The organism is Bordetella sp. 02P26C-1, assembly GCF_009763255.1.
Classification (GTDB): Bacteria; Pseudomonadota; Gammaproteobacteria; order Burkholderiales; family Burkholderiaceae_B; genus Bordetella_A.
The window spans coordinates 182,938-200,376 of sequence record NZ_WSJB01000001.1; the positions used below are offsets into that span (position 1 = coordinate 182,938).

The 17,439-nt window shown below is 61.3% G+C and carries 15 protein-coding genes, 1 tRNA gene and 1 pseudogene; 9 read left to right on the plus strand and 8 right to left on the minus strand.

Going from position 1 to position 17,439, the window contains the following annotated elements; genetic code table 11:
• Position 1: 1 nt before the first annotated feature.
• The 5 genes from GOQ28_RS00840 (at position 2) to GOQ28_RS00860 (ending at position 5,425) form a co-directional block, all read left to right on the plus strand.
• Positions 2–754: an SDR family NAD(P)-dependent oxidoreductase gene (locus GOQ28_RS00840; RefSeq protein ID WP_160355040.1), complete on the plus strand. Its 753-nt coding sequence runs from the start codon at positions 2–4 to the stop codon at positions 752–754.
• Complete coding sequence (locus GOQ28_RS00845) at positions 751–1,593, plus strand: SDR family NAD(P)-dependent oxidoreductase (protein ID WP_160355041.1); 843 nt, start codon at positions 751–753, stop codon at positions 1,591–1,593. Before GOQ28_RS00840 ends, GOQ28_RS00845 begins: the two co-directional genes overlap by 4 nt.
• 96 nt (positions 1,594–1,689) lie before the next feature.
• A complete protein-coding gene (locus GOQ28_RS00850; protein ID WP_160355042.1) occupies positions 1,690–2,685 on the plus strand; it encodes a tripartite tricarboxylate transporter substrate-binding protein in 996 nt (331 codons plus the stop codon).
• Positions 2,686–2,735: 50 nt separating this feature from the next.
• Entirely contained in the window at positions 2,736–4,328 is a 1,593-nt protein-coding gene (locus GOQ28_RS00855) for an amidase family protein (RefSeq protein WP_160355043.1), read from the plus strand.
• Positions 4,329–4,456: 128 nt separating this feature from the next.
• Positions 4,457–5,425: a Bug family tripartite tricarboxylate transporter substrate binding protein gene (locus GOQ28_RS00860; RefSeq protein WP_160355044.1), complete on the plus strand. Its 969-nt coding sequence runs from the start codon at positions 4,457–4,459 to the stop codon at positions 5,423–5,425.
• Between the two features lie 86 nt (positions 5,426–5,511).
• Here the strand turns inward: GOQ28_RS00860 and GOQ28_RS00865 are convergent, their stop codons facing one another.
• Complete coding sequence (locus GOQ28_RS00865; RefSeq protein ID WP_160355045.1) at positions 5,512–6,708, minus strand: isochorismate synthase; 1,197 nt, start codon at positions 6,706–6,708, stop codon at positions 5,512–5,514.
• Between the two features lie 315 nt (positions 6,709–7,023).
• On the opposite strand from GOQ28_RS00865, the gene GOQ28_RS00870 reads away from it, so the two are divergent.
• Complete coding sequence (locus tag GOQ28_RS00870) at positions 7,024–8,286, plus strand: MFS transporter (RefSeq protein ID WP_160355046.1); 1,263 nt, start codon at positions 7,024–7,026, stop codon at positions 8,284–8,286.
• Between the two features lie 45 nt (positions 8,287–8,331).
• On the opposite strand, the gene GOQ28_RS00875 is transcribed toward GOQ28_RS00870, so the two are convergent.
• The 3 genes from GOQ28_RS00875 to GOQ28_RS00885 all read right to left on the minus strand — a co-directional run bounded on the left by GOQ28_RS00875 (position 8,332) and on the right by GOQ28_RS00885 (position 10,135).
• Positions 8,332–8,943 carry a hypothetical protein gene (locus GOQ28_RS00875; RefSeq protein WP_160355047.1) on the minus strand — a complete coding sequence of 204 codons (612 nt, stop codon included), beginning with the start codon at positions 8,941–8,943 and terminating at the stop codon, positions 8,332–8,334.
• A gap of 269 nt (positions 8,944–9,212) precedes the next feature.
• Positions 9,213–9,288, minus strand: a tRNA-Gly gene (locus GOQ28_RS00880).
• A 40-nt stretch (positions 9,289–9,328) separates the two neighbouring features.
• The gene (locus tag GOQ28_RS00885) at positions 9,329–10,135 is read right to left on the minus strand and encodes a response regulator (protein WP_160355048.1); all 807 of its coding nucleotides are present in this window, start codon (positions 10,133–10,135) and stop codon (positions 9,329–9,331) included.
• 281 nt (positions 10,136–10,416) lie between these two features.
• Between GOQ28_RS00885 and murB the strand changes: the two genes are divergently transcribed.
• A complete protein-coding gene (murB, locus tag GOQ28_RS00890; protein WP_160355049.1) occupies positions 10,417–11,475 on the plus strand; it encodes a UDP-N-acetylmuramate dehydrogenase in 1,059 nt (352 codons plus the stop codon).
• Between the two features lie 58 nt (positions 11,476–11,533).
• Here murB and dapB read toward each other — a convergent pair whose 3' ends face one another.
• Together dapB and GOQ28_RS00900 are read right to left on the minus strand one after the other, a co-directional pair.
• Positions 11,534–12,325, minus strand: coding sequence for a 4-hydroxy-tetrahydrodipicolinate reductase (gene dapB, locus GOQ28_RS00895; RefSeq protein ID WP_160351970.1), 792 nt, complete (start codon positions 12,323–12,325; stop codon positions 11,534–11,536).
• Positions 12,326–12,621: 296 nt separating this feature from the next.
• Positions 12,622–13,050 (minus strand): annotated as a pseudogene (locus tag GOQ28_RS00900) (outer membrane protein assembly factor BamE); the annotation flags it as partial.
• A 167-nt stretch (positions 13,051–13,217) separates the two neighbouring features.
• Between GOQ28_RS00900 and fur the strand changes: the two are divergent.
• Positions 13,218–13,637 carry a ferric iron uptake transcriptional regulator gene (gene fur / locus GOQ28_RS00905; RefSeq protein WP_160351971.1) on the plus strand — a complete coding sequence of 140 codons (420 nt, stop codon included), beginning with the start codon at positions 13,218–13,220 and terminating at the stop codon, positions 13,635–13,637.
• Positions 13,638–13,684: 47 nt separating this feature from the next.
• Here fur and recN read toward each other — a convergent pair whose 3' ends face one another.
• Positions 13,685–15,349, minus strand: a complete 1,665-nt coding sequence (recN, locus tag GOQ28_RS00910; RefSeq protein ID WP_160355050.1) for a DNA repair protein RecN — start codon at positions 15,347–15,349, stop codon at positions 13,685–13,687.
• Between the two features lie 11 nt (positions 15,350–15,360).
• The gene (locus tag GOQ28_RS00915; RefSeq protein ID WP_160355051.1) at positions 15,361–16,260 is read right to left on the minus strand and encodes an NAD kinase; all 900 of its coding nucleotides are present in this window, start codon (positions 16,258–16,260) and stop codon (positions 15,361–15,363) included.
• A 137-nt stretch (positions 16,261–16,397) separates the two neighbouring features.
• Here GOQ28_RS00915 and hrcA point away from each other — a divergent pair, with 137 nt between their 5' ends.
• Positions 16,398–17,402, plus strand: coding sequence for a heat-inducible transcriptional repressor HrcA (hrcA, locus tag GOQ28_RS00920; RefSeq protein ID WP_160355052.1), 1,005 nt, complete (start codon positions 16,398–16,400; stop codon positions 17,400–17,402).
• Positions 17,403–17,439: the final 37 nt, after the last annotated feature.

Below are 17,439 nucleotides of genomic sequence, written 5' to 3' on the forward strand. Positions count from 1 at the left end.
CATGCAGACATCATCGTCGCAAGGGCCTGCAACGCGCGTGGTGCTGGTCACGGGAGGCAGTGCGGGCATAGGCCGCGCCGTCATCGAGCGCGTGTTGGAAGATGGCTATGAGGTGGTCAACTTCGACCTCAAGGCGCCAGCAGCGCCATTGCCAGGAGAAACGCATGTCGAGGTCGATCTGGGCAATCCCGATGCGACGAGGCAGGCCGCAGAACGCCTGGCCGCCGAACGCGATGTGTTGCGTCTGGTGAATAACGCTGGCACCGTGCGCCCGGCGCTATTGGAAGACGCAACCACCGATGACCTCGCGTTCGTGATGGCGTTGAACATCCAGACGCCCATGCTGCTGGCCCAGGCGTTGTTGCCCGGCATGCGTCGGCATCAGTTCGGCCGCATCGTCAATATTTCGAGTCGTGCCGCTTTGGGCAAGACAGAGCGCACCGTTTACGCCGCTAGCAAGGCTGGCCTCTTGGGTATGACACGGACCTGGGCTTTGGAAATGGGCGCGGACGGCATCACGGTCAACGCAATCGGCCCCGGCCCGATCGCGACCGAACTCTTCGAACGCGTCAATCCCCCGGGCGCGCCGCAGACGGAAAAGATCCGTTCCAGCATCCCGGTGCGACGCATGGGTACCCCCGCTGACGTGGCGCATGGCGTGGTGTCCTTTTTGGATGACCGGGCGGGCTTCATCACTGGCCAAGTGTTGTACGTCTGCGGCGGCATGACGGTGGGCTTGGGGAATGCAGCATGAAAGAGGAACTGGCCTATTTAGAGGGCGTTTTGCCCGTCGCCAGTGAACGCTTGAATGGTCGGGTCGCGCTGGTCTCGGGCGGTGGTTCGAGCGGGCCCGGTTGGAGCATCGGCAAGGCTTGCTGTGCCACCTTGGCAAGGCACGGCGCCACGGTATGCGTGCTCGATGCCAACCGTGATGCCGCCGAGGATGCACTGACATTTGTGCATGCGCTGGGCGCGCGGGGTATCGCACTGCAGGCCGACGTCGCCGATCCCGACGCGATGGAACGGGCTGTTCAGACAGTGATGTCGGAATATGGCCGCATCGATATTCTGCAAGCCAACGCAGGCATCGGCAAAGTCGGTGGACCCGAAGACACGCCACTGCCCGATTGGGAACGCATCCAGAAGGTCAATGTGGACAGCTTGCTCATCGTGAGCCGGCTGGTGCTGCCCCTCATGCGCGAGCAAGGCGGCGGCAATATCGTGACGGTGTCATCGGTGGCGGGCTTGCGTTACCTGGGCTATCCGCACCTCGCTTATAACGTGACCAAGGCCGCGCTGATTCAGTTCACCCGCATGATCGCGCAGCAATATGCAGGCACCGGCATACGCGCCAACACCGTAGTACCGGGCCTCATCGATACGCCGCGCGTGCGGCATACGGTCGGCCGCATGTTTAGCGCCGATGACTTTGAGGTGGCACGTGCCGCCCGAGACAGGCAAGTGCCGATGGGCCGCATGGGCACGCCCTGGGAGGTGGCTAATGCGGTGGCGTTTCTGGTGTCTGACGAAGCGAGCTACATCACCGGCACCGAGTTAGTGGTCGATGGCGGCTTGATCGGCAAGTACGCATGATGAGTCAGGATTTTTGAAGTCTGCTTCGAGGCAGTCTTTGGCCGGTTCGCAGGAACGCGGATCTTTAGCAGTGCTGTTTACTAAGGGGAAAATAAAGTGTGGAATCAACGCAGCATTAAATCCTTGATTGGCATGGCCGCGATTGCGGTGGGTTTGACGGGCGCAGCTTCAGCATCCGCCCAGGGGGCCTATCCGCAACGACCCGTCACCATCGTCGTGGCCTTTGCACCGGGCGGCGCGACGGATGTGCTGGCACGCAAGTTGGCTCAAAAACTTGGCGATCATTACAAGCAGTCGTTCGTGGTCGAGAACAAACCTGGTGCCGGCGGGAACATCGGCACGGCGTACGCGGGGCGCGCGGCGCCTGACGGCTATACCTTGTACCTCGGCACGGTGGCCTCGCATGGTGTGGCGCCCAATCTGTATAAGAACGTCGGCTACGACCCCATCAAAGACTTCTCGCCTATTGGCCTGATCGCAGCGAGCCCGCAAATCGTGGTGGTTAACAAGGAGTCGCCGATCAAGTCGATAGATGACCTCGTCAAGCACGGCAAGAGCGATAGCTCCACGTATGCCTCTTCGGGCGCGGGCACGACGATTCACCTGGCAGGCGAGATGTTTAACCTCAAGGCAGGCACCAAGATGGAGCATGTGCCGTTCTCGGGTAGCGGTCCCGCGGTCAATGCATTGCTCGGAGGGCACGTGGACGTGATGTTCGACGATATGCCGTCCTCCGCGCCGCATGTCAAAGCCGGCAACCTGCGTGCATTGGCCGTCACGGGCAAGACCCGTTCAGATCTGTTTCCTGATGTCCCCACGTTGTCCGAGGCTGGCAAAGACCTGGGCCTGGAAGGCTTTGACGTATCCGCCTGGTTCTTCCTCGGCGCGCCCGCCGGCATTCCAGACGCGGTTGCCGATTCCCTTAACCAGACGCTCAATGTCATCCTCGCCGAGGACGATATGAAGCGCTATGTTGGCGAACGGGGTGCCCAGACTCTGCCCGGCTCGCGCGAAGACGCATCGCGCTTTATTGCGTCCGAACTGAGTAAGTGGAACGACATCATCACGGCCGGCAATATTCCCAAACTTTAAGACCGAGGCATGTTGCATGCATACGAATATCGAGTACACAGGAGTGCGCCGTGGACACCCTGCGCGATGACCATCGAGATGTGATCAACGCTTGGCGCGACACGGCCGCCCGATTGACGCGTGAAGTGGACGGCGTGTCGGGGCTTACCGCGCTGCCTCACGCGCAAGCCTTGCACGCCACGGCCCAAACTTGCACGCCTGCGCAAACTCGCCTCTCCGCGCCGCCGAGCGGTTGGCAGGATTGGTGGGAAAAACGTCACGCGCTGGCTGCGCGCCAAGTCAGCGCTCAAGAGATCGCCCATGAAGCGTCCGAACGCCTCGCCGAAGTACACGGCGCGACGAACGCGTGCATGGAGATTCTCGAGCCGTTGGCGATAGCCCAGGCGAGAGCCGTTGATGAGGGCATCGCGCGTGGTGATGCAATGCCCTTGCTTGCCGGTATGCCGCTCGCCCATAAGGATCTGCTGCACCGCACGGGTTACGACGTGGGTTATGGCAGGCGGGACGCAATTGCATCCACCAGCACCGCGACGGTGCTGCGCCGTTTCGACCAAGCCGGCGCGCTGCATCTGGCGCGCCTGCATATGACCGAACTGGCGTTCGATCCGTCGGGCGCGAATGAGAGCGTCGGCAGTTGCCGCAATCCGTGGGCGCTGGACCGCATCACCGGTGGCTCGTCGAGCGGCTCGGCCGCTGTCGTGGCCGCTGGCGCTGTCGATGGTGCACTGGGTAGCGATACCGGCGGCTCTATCCGGATCCCGGCGGCGTTGTGCGGCGTGACAGGCATCAAACCCACTTACGGCCTGGTCAGTCGCGCGGGCGCGATGAGCCTGAGCGCCTCGCACGATCATCTGGGGCCATTGGCACGCAGTGCGCGCGACTGCGCGTTGATGCTTCAGGCCATTGCGGGTCATGATCTGGCCGACGCCGGCAGCCTCGCGGCACCGGGCGCGCGGGACTATCTGGAGAGCCTGGATGCCACCATTGCCGGACTGCGCATCGGCGTGCCGCGCGGCTACTTTACCCGCGATCTCGATCCCCAGGTTCAGTCCGTGCTCGATCAAAGCGTCGCCAGTTTTCAGACCTTGGGCGCGGAAATCCACGAGGTACCCGATTTTCCTTACGACGCCATCAACGAGCTGGCCATCCTGATGATCCGCGCCGAGGCCACAACGCTCTATGACGAGCTGATTCGTCCCGGCTCGGGGAGTCTGGGGAAATTCACGGCCTCGCGCCTCGGTGAGGGTGTGTCCATTCCCGCCACGTTGCACCTGCAGGCCGCTTCGCTGCGCGGTCCCATGCTGTTGAAGTTCGTGCGCACGGTGATGGCAGAGGTGGATGTGTTGATGGCGCCCGTGTTTCCCACCATGACGCCGCGCATCGATGCGTTCGACGCGATCGATGCACGCTCCAGTGCCTTGCGTGGCGCGCTCACGCGCCTGACGCGGCCCCTGAACTATCTGGGCCTTCCCGCGCTTTCCTTGCCGGGTGGCATGGGCAAACCGGATGACTCGGAGGTGGAACTGCCCGTTGGCTTTCAGCTCATTGGGCGGCCTTATAGCGAATCCTTGCTGTTGCGGGCGGGGCATGCATTTCAAAAGGCCACGTCCTGGCATCTGCACCGGCCGCCTCCACTGAGGTGATCGACCATCGCAGGCACTGACGCATGAGCGCGCATGATCGGGCGATATCGCCCGGTCACTCCCCATCATTGCGGGGTACACTGCGCGCCATCACGATTCTTATAGCAACAGCACGGAGATATCGCATCATGCGCAAATTCCTATGGGCCGCCTGCCTGGCCGTCCTGCCGTTTGCGGCGGCAGCGCAGGTCACTACCGATTGGCCGACCAAGCCCCTGACTTTGATTGTGCCGTTTGGCCCCGGATCCAGCCCCGATACGATGGCGCGTGCGATTGCCGAAGAAGCCAGTACCAAGCTGGGGCAGCCCATCGTGGTGCAGAACAAGCCCGGCGCCAGCGGCAATCTGGGTACCGCTCAGATCGCCAAGGCCAAGCCCGACGGCTATACCTTCGGTGTGTCGATCACTGGGCCCTTGGTCAACAACACCGTGTTGTACAGCGACCTGCCTTACGACCCCAAGAAAGACATCGACCCGCTGACCTTGGGTGTGCATCAGCACAACATTCTGGTGGTGCCCGCGAATTCGCCCATCAAGTCGTTTGACGATTTGCTCAAGGCGATGAAGTCGCAGGACAAACCCTATAACTTCCCCTCGACTGGGGCGGGTACGGTGTCGCATCTGGCAGTGGAACTGCTGTTAGAGCGCACCGGCGGCAAAGCGGTGCATGTGCCTTATGCCTCGTCGCCGGCAGCCGTGACCTCGTTGATCGCGGGGGATACGGACTTTGCCGCATTGCCGCCGATTGCCGTGATGCCGATGATCAAGGATGGCCGCCTGCGCGCGTTGGCTGCCGTGTCGAAAGATCGCCTGAGTTTCCTGCCCGACACGCCGACCATCGAAGAACTGGGCGTGCCTGGGATCGAAGGTTCTGGCTGGATTGGATTTGTTGCGCCGGCCGGGATTCCCGCCGACGTGCAGCAAAAGCTTTCGTCTGCATTAGCCGGGGCCATCAATGCACCGGCGGTCAAAGAGCGACTGGCCACTTTATTCATGGAGCCCGCCGCGAACAGCCCTCAGGAGTTCCGCCAATACATGGATGAGGAACTCAACCGTTGGGAGCCCTTGATCAAGCGTCTGAATCTGACGGTGAACTAAACCCTGAATCAGCCAGATAGCAAAAGCCCGGTGATGGATTTCACCGGGCTTTTTTTCGCGTTATCGCAGAACGCTCGGTCCGCGATTTAGCTGATCGCGCGCATGAAGGTTTCCATCTTAGTTGCGGTTTCGGTGATTTCGCTCTGCGGATCCGAACCGGCAACGGTGCCCGCGCCAGCATACAAACGCAGCGAACGATCCCCCGTCTGCAACGCGCAGCGTAGGGTCAACGCCCATTCGCCATCGCCATTGGCACGCTGCCAGCCCACCAGGCCCGCGAAATAACCGCGCTCGAAAGGCTCCAGTTCGCGGATGTGTTGGAATGCGCGATCAGTGGGGTGCCCGCAAATGGCCGGTGTCGGATGCAGCGCGCACGACAGATCCAGCGCGGTGACTTCCGGGTCGCGCAGCGTGCCGGTAATGTAAGTCGACAGATGCCACAGTGCATCCGTACCGATCACAGACGGGCCGTCCGGCACATCGAGTTCATCGCAGTAGCTGCGCAGAATCCTGACGATGTCGCTGACCACATAGCTGTGTTCACGCAGATCCTTTTCCGAAATAGCCAGACCCTCTTTACGGGCACGATCGATTTCCGGATCCGGATGGCGGCCAATGGAGCCCGCCAGCGGGTTCACAAAAATGCGTGCGCCTTCGCGTCGCACCAGCAGTTCCGGGCTGGCGCCGACCATGGTGCCCGCAGGGGTGGCGGTGTCCGGAGTGTCGGCTTGGCCCGCGATACCCCATGCCGGGATGGCGAAGGTATAGCCGTGCGCATTGCGCGCGAGCAAGTCGGGCAGCAGCTTTTCGTAATCAACCGGTCGATCCAGCGTCACATCCATAGCGCGCGAAAGCACGATTTTTTTCACATCGCCTTGCGCGAACAGTTCCAGCGCGCGTCGCACCATATCGCCATAGACTTCAGGCGCGGGCACCGGCTGACGCTCGATGGCTTTGGGCCGCGAGGTGTCGCTCGCGGTGGACGCTGCCTGTTGGGGCGCTGCGCGTGGCGGCACCGGCGCTTGCTGATACTGCGCGGGGATGGTCAGGCTGGCGGGATTGCGCGCGTCAAAAGGCACTAGACCGAACAGAATCGCGTCTTGATTGCCTTGCTTGTCGGCTTGGTCAAACAGGGCCTTGATGGTGTCGCTGGTCGCCGGCGCGTAGGTGCTTAACGTGTCGACGCCGTGGCGTGCCCGAAACTGCTGAGTGGGAGAGGCGAAAAAAATGTCGCCGATCTTAAAACCGTCCAGCAGCCACGCCGACGAGGATTGCTTGCTCATTGCGGTGTCTCATTTCCAAAAAACTTGTTGCCGACGTGGCGGGTTGTGCACCATCGGCCTCGCGCGGCCAGGGATGGCCGGCACGCGAGAAACGTAGGGCGTGACGGTATCAGAAAATAGCGTCGGAGTGCGCGTGTTTTTCCGCCGGGCATACAAGGCTCGGGCTTCGCTTGCCCTCCCATGTCTTATATAAGAGTGACACAATGGCGGTCCGATGATGCCTGGACGGTTAAAGGGGTCGGCCGGTCAGAACCGCAAAAGCGCGTTCACCTGGGACCCGAGGCGCCTATCCGGCAGAGAGAACTTCTACCTTATATGCCCGCCACTATCGACCGACTTAGTCTTTTCCGGCAGCCCTCGGGTTTCTTGTCCTTTCTGCTCGCGCGCGTGCTTGCGATGGCCGCCACGCAGATTCAGGCGGTGGTCGTGGCGTGGCAAGTCTACGATTTAACCCGCGAGCCCTTGGCGCTGGCCTATGTCGGATTGGCGCAGTTTCTGCCCATGCTGTTCCTGTTGCTACCGGCCGGAGATCTGATCGATCGTCTGCCCCGCAAATACATTCTGGCTACCAGTTGGGCGGTGGGTGCGATGTGCAGCGGTTTGCTGTGGTGGCTGTCTGATCACGGGCTCGCGGGGGTGGGGAATATCTATACGGTGTTGGTGCTGTTCGGCGCCTCGCGCGCGTTTTCCGGGCCTGCGATGCAAAGCTTGTTACCCCAGTTGGTCACTCGCGAGCAACTGCCGCAGGCTATCGCCACCAATAGCATGGTGATGCGTTCTGCTTCGATCGGCGCACCGTTGTTGGGTGGACTGCTTTATGGAATAGGCGGCGGTCATACGACTTACCCGGTGTGTTTGCTGGCTTTTGCCGCGGGGGCGTTATTGCTGATTCCCGTGCGTGTGTTGGCCTCGGCCAAATCGGCTGGGCAGACGGCGAGTGCCAGCGGCACGTCGATCTGGCAGCGGTTCGGTATCGGTATCCGGTTTATCTTCGCGCGTCCGGTAGTGCTGGGGACCATCTCGCTGGATCTGTTTGCTGTGTTGCTGGGCGGTGTGGTCGCATTGCTGCCGATTTATGCGCAGGAAGTGTTGGAAGTCGGCCCTCAAGGCCTGGGGCTGTTGCGCAGTTCCATCGCGCTGGGCGAGGTGGGGGCCGGGATCTTTCTCAGTATGCGTCCCTTTGATGGCCGGGTCGGCAAACGTATGTTGATCGCCGTCGCCGTGTTTGGACTGGCGAATCTTTTGTTCGCGTTCTCGCACTGGCTGTGGCTTTCCTGTCTGGCGCTAGCGGTGGCGGGGGCGGCGGATATGGTCAGTGTCTACGTGCGCGGCGCGTTGATCCAGTTTGCCACGCCGGATGAGATGCGCGGCCGCGTCAATGCGGTCAACATGTTGTTCATCGGCTCGTCGAACGAACTGGGTGAGTTTCGTGCCGGGGTGAGCGCCGCATGGCTAGGCGTTGTGCCCGCGGCCGTGGCGGGCGGGCTCTGTACGATGCTCGTTGTCACCGCCTGGAGCCGGCTGTTCCCGTCATTGCGATCGATTGATCGGTTCGAGGACGCACAGCGTCATCGATGACGCGCACGGGGTGGGAAACGACGGGCGGGTCTTCCCTGCAGGGGCTTAGGACCGCCGGTGCAACCATTTCATGTACGCGGAGCGTGTCAGTTCCGACACCGAATCGAGCGTTTTCTGATGCGTGAGGCGATGTCGCGCCGCCAGTCGCGCGTCGGCCACGGTGCGCGACTTGCAGAACCAATGGCAGCTGTGTTGCAACAGATAAAGCTCCGCGGACAGGTGATACGCGCGGGTCTTGGGGTCATAGCCGGGTTCGTTATCGACCACGTGACGCAGGCCGGCGGCATGGATGCGCAACAGGTCTCGAAAATCCCGCGTAACCGAGGGCAGATAACGTTCCGCGTACGGCAAGCAAAACGGCAGGGCGATCAGGCTGGCGGCTTGCTGGCTTTCTTTTTGAAAACTGTTGGCCAGGGTATGCACTTGACCCGCGACAATACGCTCGGTCTGGACGTAGGTTTCTAATACCTGCAACTGCCGCGATTCGCCTTCCTCGTGGATGGCGCGCAGATAGCCCTGGGTCAGATTTTCCATATGGCGTTCCAGCTGCAGATTCGACAGATGCTGAGCCAGCAGAGAAATATGCGCGCGTTGATACCGAACGCGGGCGAACTGCCAAACCACGACGACGATCAACAGGATAAGAGCGGTGTCCATGTGCCTCGGTTCCACCGCGAGCAGCGCGAAGCGCTGCCGCGGACAACAAAAGGCCCAATCGGGATGTTGGGCCTTTTGGGGATGCTGTTGTAGCGAATGGGCGAAAGTGTAACACCCGTGTTTGCGCGGTTATCAGTCAATTCATTGACGGCGGTAGCGCGGGAGATGCGCGCGTCCGCGGTACATAGGCCGGCGTCATGGAATGCAAAAAGGGCCTTTCGGCCCTTTTTGAAATGATTCCCGGATGCTGTCATCCGAAAATCTGAATTTGGAGCGGGAGACGAGTCTCGAACTCGCGACCTCAACCTTGGCAAGGTTGCGCTCTACCAACTGAGCTACTCCCGCGTCGCTGCTGTTGATGTGTCATCAGCAGAGAAACGAGATTCTATATATCTTTTTTTAAAGATGCAAGTGCTGGGCTCGCAACGGGGATCCTGGGCGCGCGCGGCACGGTCGAAGGAGGCTCTTGTGGCGCCCTCGTTACGCGGCTGTCTTTCCCATCAGAGCTAGGGGTTGCGCCATCGGACCAAGGCATTAACGCTTGCGCGGCCTCGACCGCGTATTGGGCAAGCCCAGGCTGGCTCTCGATATTGAGTTTGCCTCGAATATTCAGGCGGTGTGTTTCAACCGTCCGCACCGACACGTTCAGCAACTGGGCGATGCCTTTATTGCTGTAACCGCGACTCAAATAGGCTAGCACTTCGCGCTCGCGCTGCGTGAGTCGCTGTTTCACTGCCTCTGTCGCCGAAAGTCGCATCTTCACCTCCGCACTGAACACCATCCGCCCTTGCATGACCGCATGAACCGCCGCGACGATGTGCGGGGCCGGCTCGTCTTTCAATAAATAGCCACGTGCCCCGGCACGTATGGCGTGCACGATGCTGTCGGTACGGTCGTACATGGACAGCACCAGTACAGCGATGTGGGGGAACTGCTGGTGCAATTGTTCGATCAACGACAGCCCGCCCATGCCGGGCATATTCAGATCCATCAGCACCATGTGCGGCAGGGTTCGCCCAAGCGGGTCTCGGGCGAGACGCGCATGTAAAAAGGCCAGTGCGCCCTCGGCATGCTCGGCTTCACCTATGACGCGCAAGTCGGTGGTCATCTCCAGGCACAGTCGCAAGCCGCTGCGTATTAAGGGGTGATCATCGATGAGCAACAGACGGGCGACTTCATGGGCATGTGACATGGTGAGACGGCGCGCGGCTGCTGGGACTATCGTCCCTACTAAGCGCTGCCTGGTTTTCTTAGGCTGAGCGTACGCCGTGTTAGACGAAATACAACACAGTGTCGGGGGGAGTGCGGTAGAAACAGGCTTAATCCGATGTGGACCCCATAAAAAGCGTCTATGGAAATTCAGATTTCCGAGCAACGTATAGTTGCCGGAGAGGGCGCAAGAGGCTGGCGCCTCATTCGGGCTGCTGTAAGATGTCTGCGCTTCAGCATGCCCGATTTGCCCGATCTCACTCCATGACGGATTTTTCTCAGTCCCCGCCGCACGCGCCATTGACGCCGTCGGATCGGGATCTCACCGCGCTCAACACGCTAGGCTTATCCGCGCACGCGCAAGCGTGCGTGACCTTGAGTCATGTTGATCAATTGTCCGCGCTTTCTGATCTGGCATTGCAGTATCCTGGGCTGCTCGTGCTGGGCGGCGGCAGCAATATGGTGTTGCCCGCATGGATTCAAAGCCTCGTCGTGCGCGTCGCCTTGACTGGCGTGCGCCTGATCGAAGAACGCAGCGATGCATGGATTATCGAGGCCGGCGCAGGCGAGAACTGGCACGACTTCGTCACCACCTGCGTTGATCGCGGTTGGAGCGGCCTGGAAAATCTGGCTTTGATTCCAGGCACGATAGGCGCCGCGCCCGTGCAAAACATCGGCGCGTATGGGGTCGAGCTGGCCGACCGGTTTAGCGGGTTGAGTGCATGGCATGTGGGCCAACGGCGGTTGGTGCAGATGACATCAGCAGAATGCCGGTTTGCCTATCGCGACAGCGTATTCAAGCATGCCGCGCCCGGGGAATGGATTATTGTGTCGGTGCGATTTGCCTTGCCCAAACCGTGGCGGCCGGTACTGGACTACCCCGACCTGCGACGCTATTTCGGCGATCTTGCCGCGCCCACCGCGCGCGACATTTATCAAGCGGTCTGTGAGATCCGGCGCGCGAAGTTGCCCGATCCGGCCGTGGTCGGCAACGCTGGCAGTTTCTTTAAAAATCCTATCGTGTCCGCCAGCGTGCGCGACACGTTGCTACAGCAACATCCCAGGCTGGTGTCCTATCCGCAACCGGACGGCCGCTACAAACTCGCCGCCGGATGGTTAATCGATCAATGTGGTTGGAAAGGCAAACAGCTGGGCGCGGCGGGCGTGCACGATCGGCAGGCGCTAGTCTTGGTCAACAAGGGCGCCGCGACCGCCGATGACATCATGACACTGGCCGCGGCCATTCAGCGCGATGTGGCCGCCCGTTATCAGGTGCATTTAGAACCAGAGCCGGTGGTATGGCGCGACCATTCTGCGGCTTAGCGGAGTGATTGGGCCGGAGATCATCCGGCCTGCTTATGCGTGGACCACCCGCGCCGGGTTACAGCCCAAGTACTGCCTGCATGTCATACAAGCCGTGTTGCTTAGCCTTCAGGAACTGCGCCGCGCGCAGCGACCCCTGGGCATAAGTCGCCCGGCTGCTGGAGCGGTGCGTGATCTCGATGCGCTCGCCATTGCCGCAGAAAAACACCGTATGGTCGCCCACGATATCGCCACCGCGCACGACTGAAAATCCGATGGTGCCCGGTTCGCGTACGCCTGTGTCGCCGTGTCGCGTCCAAGTCGCCACATCCGGCAGCGCCACATTCCACGCGGACGCCACGGTCTCGCCCATCTTCAACGCGGTGCCCGAGGGGGCGTCCACCTTGTTGCGGTGATGGGCTTCAAACACCTCGACGTCATAGCCGGAATTCAGGATGCGCGCGGCGACATCCAGCAGTTTGAGCGTCGCGTTGACGCCGACGCTCATGTTCGGCGCGAACACGATGGCGATCTTTTGCGCGGCTACATCGATGGCGGCGCGACCCGCGTCATCGAATCCGGTGGTGCCGATCACCATGCGTGTGTTGTGACGCACGCAGGCTTGCAAATGCGCCAGTGTCGCTTCGGGACGCGTGAAATCGATCAAACAATCGGCATCGGCTAGTGCGTCCAGCTGGTCCGTGATCAACACGCCCGTGTCACGCCCCAGAAAGGCGCCGGCATCTTGGCCCAGATCGGCCGAGCCGCTGCGGCATAGCGCCACGGTCAGCGTCATGTCGGGGCAGTTCAGTACAGCTTCGATGAGCATGCGGCCCATCCGGCCGCCGGCTCCTGCAATTGCAATACGCATGTAATCCTCGTGCAACAGGTTTAACGTAGCGGCTCGGCGCCATTGAAGGCCGGGTTGGCGGCGCTGTCGGCGCCCTGTGTCGGCGCGTTCAAGAGCAGCTCGCGCTGACGCACGCGACCGGACGAGGGTTGCGATGCGCTTGCGTCCGATTCCGACATGCTGGGCGCGCGCACACTGCTGCCGCCATTAGCCTCGGTGTCTTGGCTCGCGGGCAAGGCTCCGCCCGGCGGGGTGCCCAGCGCGGGCAACTGAGCGGCGTCTGACGGCATCGGCGCCTGAGTCGGCGTCTGAGCGTTCTGGCGCGCGGTCTCGGCGTCGATGGTCTCGTCCGTGGCTTGCTGCGGCGTGCCTTCGGCATTGAGCTGGAAAGGCTGCAGCTCGGGCTGCTGGTCGCCATCCCAACGCACCAGTACGTCGTGGTCGAACCAAACGGTGAACTTGCGTTCTTGCGCGGCACCATAGCCCGGCTTGAAATAGTAGGGGTAGTCCCAGCGATCCGCGTGCAGCACGCTGGTCAGCGTCGGGCTGCCCAATGCGAACCGTACCTGTTCACGGGTCATTCCAGGCTGCAGCAAGGCGACCTGCTCTTGCGTGATCCAGTTGCCTTGCTGGACCGGCGCTTTATAGGGAAAGCCCCATTTGCCGGAGGTGCAGCCCGCCACGGCGACGGCGACGGCGGTGGCTGCCAAAGCGGTTTTCAAAAACCGGGTTGGGTTACGTGCAATGTTGAACACCAAGCGCCCCTATCTCAGGTTTAAAGCGGGTAAAACCGTTATCATAAAGGTTTCACAATGCGGTAGCTCCGTGGGGCAGCGGAAAAGGGCGGCATGCTGCTTCACTTTTTGCACCGTATTTTCTGCCCCTGCCACCGCGGAAAGAGAGCGATTACACCATGACAGACCAAAGCGAACTGAAAAACATGGGTTTGAAGGCGACTTTTCCCCGTCTGAAAATCCTGGATATCTTCCGCAAAGCAGACGAAAGGCACCTGAGCGCAGAGGATGTCTATCGGGCCTTGATTGGCGAAAACGTCGAAATCGGACTAGCGACCGTCTATCGTGTTCTGACGCAGTTCGAGCAGGCCGGCATTCTGACTCGTAGTCAGTTCGATAGCGGCAAGGCCGTGTTTGAGCTGAACGATGGCGATCATCACGACCATCTGATTTGCACGAATTGCGGCAAGGTCCTGGAGTTCTCGGACCCTGATATCGAAAAGCGTCAGCACAAAGTCGCCAAGGACAATAATTTCGTCCTCGAGAGCCACGCCATGGTGCTGTATGGCACTTGCGGCGACTGCCAGAAAGGTCGTTAACGTAAAAGGGTCGCCTTGGCGGGCGACCCTGGTCTGATGACGCGCTTCTAGCGCGGGATGGTAGCCACCACCCCTCCCAGCATTTCGCGCGCATGATCGCGCGTGGTGCTGGTGATCTTGATCCCGCCCAACATCCGGGCGATCTCTTCGACCCGCTCATCGTTATCCAGCTCGACGATTCGCGAACGCGTGGTCCCCGCTGTTTCTTTCTTGCTGACACGGTAATGCGCGTTGCCGCAGGCGGCGACCTGGGGCAGGTGGGTGACGCATAGCACTTGATGCCGTTCGCCCAGCGATTTCAACAGCTGTCCCACGACCTCGGCGACTGCGCCACCGACGCCGCTATCGACTTCATCGAAAATCAAGGTCGGCACGCGAGCAGCGCGGCTGGCGATGACCGATATGGCAAGCGAAATACGCGAAAGCTCGCCGCCCGAGGCCACTTTGCCCAGCGGCCGCGGGGTGGTGCCGGCATGACCCGCCACGAGGAATTCGACTTGATCGCTGCCATGCGCGGACGGTGCCGCGGCGTTGACCACAGGTTCGAACCTGCCGCCTTGCATGGCCAGTGTTTGCATGGCCTGAGTGACTTCCTTGCCCAAGCTGTTGGCGACCTTCAGACGGGCGGCGGACAATTGGTCGGCGGCGACGCGGTATTGCGTTTCGGCTAACTGCGCGCGGGTACGCAAGGCTTCCACATCGCCCGCTGCTTGCAGGTCGCTTAACTGCGCGTGCACGCTCTCGCGTAAGGCAGGTAGCGCTTCGGGTTCGGTTTTGAATTTGCGCGCGGTCTCAAAGACGGCGCTCATGCGCGCGTCGACCTCGGCCAAACGCTGGGGATCCAGCTCCACGCGGCTGACATAGTTATTCAAATCGGACACGGCCTCGGACATCGCGATGCGCGCCGATTCGATTTCATCGAGCACCCCTTGCAATGCGGCGTCGTGCCGCAGCATTCCTTGCAGGCGATGCTGCGCGGTGTTCAGGCGATGCAGGGCGGAATCATCCTCCCCATCGAGGGCTTCGAGGATCTGCGCCGCACCGTCGAGCAAGGACTGCGCATGGGCGAGTTTGGTTTGCTCGGCTTGCAGTGCATCCCATTCGTCCGCGCGCAACGCCAGTTGATCGAGTTCATCGGCTTGCCATTGCAGGCGTTCTCGTTCGGCTTGCAGGCCGGCCGCATCTTTCTCGGCGAGTTCGAGCTGGCGCGCGACGGCGCGCCAGTCTTTCCAGGCCTGTGCAACCGCGGCGCGCAATTCGCCGTGGCCGCCATGTGCATCCAGCAAATCGCGCTGGGCGTCCGCGCGCATCAGGCTTTGATGCGCATGCTGCCCATGGATGTCCACCAGATTGTCGCCCAGCTCGCGCAGCTGCGTCAGCGTCGCGGGCATGCCGTTGATATAGCCCCGGCTGCGCCCTTGCGCATCAACGACACGCCGCAGAGCGAGCTCTTCCCCGGTATCCAGGTCGCGCTCGGCCAGCCATTCGCGCAGGGCAGGCGACAGGTCGAAAATGGCCGTGATATCGGCCCGGGCCGCGCCTTCGCGCAGCACGCCCGCATCGGCGCGGCCGCCCAATGCCAAAGCCAGCGCGTCGATCAGGATCGATTTCCCCGCGCCGGTTTCGCCGGAAAAAACGGTAAAACCCGAGCCGAAGTGAATCTCGGCCTGTTCGACGATGACGAAGTCGCGAATATGCAGAGTGCGCAACATAGTTGTGAGGCTTATTCCACGCTGTCCGACGCCTGCGGCATCAGGTTCCAATGTAGCTTGCGACGCAAAGTCGAAAAGAAACTGTAGCCCTCGGGATGCACGAAGCGAATCGTGTAGGGCGCACGCTGAACCGAAATACGGTCTCCGGGCTGCAAGTCGGACCAGGTCTGCATGTCGAAATGCACGCTGGCGCCGGTCTCCACGCGCCCGATCGCGGTGAGTGTCATGCTGAGTACGCCACTGCCGGGAATCGCGATCGGGCGATTCGATAGGGTCTGTGGGGCGACCGGCACCAACACCATCGCATCCAGGCCGGGATGCAGTATCGGACCGTTCGCCGACAACGCATACGCGGTGGAGCCCGTCGGCGTCGCGATGATCAGGCCATCGGCACGCTGCGCATACATGAACGCGCCATCGAGTTCGACGCGCACTTCGATCATGCCGCCACGCCCGGCGCGGTTGAGTACCACATCATTGAGCGCGGGCGCGCTATACATCAGCTGATCGCCACGCCAGACCGAGCCCTCGAGCAGCATGCGGTCTTCGGCGCGGTAGTTGCCTTCGATGATGCGGCTCAGCGCATTCTGCGATTCCTGTACGGGAATGTCGGTGATAAAACCCAGGCGTCCATGGTTGATGCCCACCAGCGGCACGCCGTAAGGCGCGAGCGTGCGCGCTGCGCCGAGCACTGTGCCGTCGCCACCCATCACCACGGCCAGCGAGGCCGTCGCGCCGATGTCCTTCAGCGTAGCGATGGGGTAGTCGGTCAGTCCGGTGTTCTTGGCTGTATCGACATCGATCAGCACCCGTCTGCCCGTCTGGATCAGCATGTCGGCCAGCACGCGCAGCGGTGCGTCCAGGCCGGTATCCTGATGTCTGCCTATCAGTGCGACAGTGGGAAAATGCATGGTGAAACAACCGAATATCGAGGAAAGGCGGCACGATAGCCGCGACATGTGCCGATTATATGGGGCGCCTTTACGCGCGGGACGGGCTAGGGGGATAAAAATCACCCTTTCATGAAAGATTCCTTACAATAGCCCACATGGATGATCGCGCTCGTGCATTATTAAAGGCCCTGATTGAACGTCACATTGCCGATGGACAACCGGTAGGCTCGCGCACGCTGTCCAAGGTGTTCGATCTTTCCCCGGCCACTATCCGCAATGTCATGGCGGATCTGGAAGATATGGGCTTGATTCACAGCCCGCATACCTCCGCCGGCCGAGTGCCCACGCCGCGGGGCTACCGTATGTTCGTGGATTCCCTGCTGGCCGTGCAGCCGTACGAGTTTCAGCCGCTGCAGCTAGGCGAGGCCGCGTTGAAAGCCAACGAGCCCTCGCGCGCACTGAGCGCGGCCGCCGCGCTGCTGTCTAACCTCACGCAATTCGCCGGTGTGGTGCTCACCCCGAAGCGCGCGCAGGTGTTTCGCCAGATCGAGTTCATCCGCTTATCCGAGCGGCGTGTCCTGCTCATTATCGTGACGCCCGATGGCGACGTGCAGAACCGCATCCTGTCCGTGCAGCGGGACTACACCGAGTCCGAATTGCTGGAGGCGGCCAATTTTTTCAATACGCATTTCGCGGGCAAATCCTTCGATGCCGTGCGCCGCACGCTCACGACCGAGCTCGCGCAGTTGCGCGATGACATCTCGCGCCTGATGCAAGCGGCCGTGGAGGCGGGCGCCGAAGCCGCCGAGGATGGCGACGAAGTGATCATCTCGGGCGAGCGCAAACTCCTAGATGTGACGGATATCGCCTCGGATATGGATCGTCTGCGCAAGATGTTCTCGCTGTTCGAGAAAAAGACCGAGCTGCTTCAACTGCTGGATACCTCCAGCCGCGCGCAAGGCGTGCAGATTTATATAGGCGGTGAATCGCAATTGCTGCCGATGGAAGATATCTCGGTGATCACGGCGCCCTATGGCGCGGATGGCCGGGTCATCGGCACCCTGGGCGTCATCGGCCCGACACGCATGTCCTATGACCGCGTGATCCCGATTGTTGATATCACCGCACGGTTGCTGTCCAACGCTTTCAGCCATAACTAGTAAGATGCAGCAGCCGGCCATATCGGTCGGTGGCGGC